The sequence below is a fragment of the Mesobacillus campisalis genome (assembly GCF_000986785.1).
GTDB classification, from domain to species: domain Bacteria; phylum Bacillota; class Bacilli; order Bacillales; family Cytobacillaceae; genus Mesobacillus_B; species Mesobacillus_B campisalis.
Genome location: NZ_LAYY01000057.1, coordinates 1 through 646, shown reverse-complemented (window position 1 = coordinate 646; position 646 = coordinate 1). Strand labels below are relative to the sequence as shown.

Genomic DNA, 646 nt, shown 5'->3' with positions numbered 1-646 from the left:
TCATGCCCCTTATGACCTGGGCTACACACGTGCTACAATGGATAGAACAAAGGGCAGCGAAGCCGCGAGGTGAAGCCAATCCCATAAATCTATTCTCAGTTCGGATTGCAGGCTGCAACTCGCCTGCATGAAGCCGGAATCGCTAGTAATCGCGGATCAGCATGCCGCGGTGAATACGTTCCCGGGCCTTGTACACACCGCCCGTCACACCACGAGAGTTTGTAACACCCGAAGTCGGTGGGGTAACCTTTTGGAGCCAGCCGCCTAAGGTGGGACAGATGATTGGGGTGAAGTCGTAACAAGGTAGCCGTATCGGAAGGTGCGGCTGGATCACCTCCTTTCTAAGGATAATGTCTTTTAGGACATTCGGAATGCGAACCTTCGGTTCGTAATGTTGATGAGCTTGTTTGTTTAGTTTTGAGGGAGCAATTCTCTCAGAACTTTTTTGTCCCTTGAAAACTGGATAATCGTATGTAAGAAGGCAATTGCAATAAAACCGAGTATCGCCATTTTAGTTTTTCTCTCTTTTGATTGAAAAAGAGAAACCTGGCAAGTATTTGCCGCAAGGTTAAGTTAGAAAGGGCGCACGGTGGATGCCTTGGCACTAGGAGCCGATGAAGGACGGGACTAACACCGATATGCTTCG

Annotated in this window: 2 rRNA genes; both read left to right on the top strand. The window is 48.9% G+C overall.

The annotated features are described in order from the left end of the window. Window positions 1-341 (top strand): 16S ribosomal RNA (locus WQ57_RS22245); the annotation flags it as partial. A 225-nt stretch (window positions 342-566) separates the two neighbouring features. Further along, window positions 567-646 (top strand): 23S ribosomal RNA (locus tag WQ57_RS22240); the annotation flags it as partial.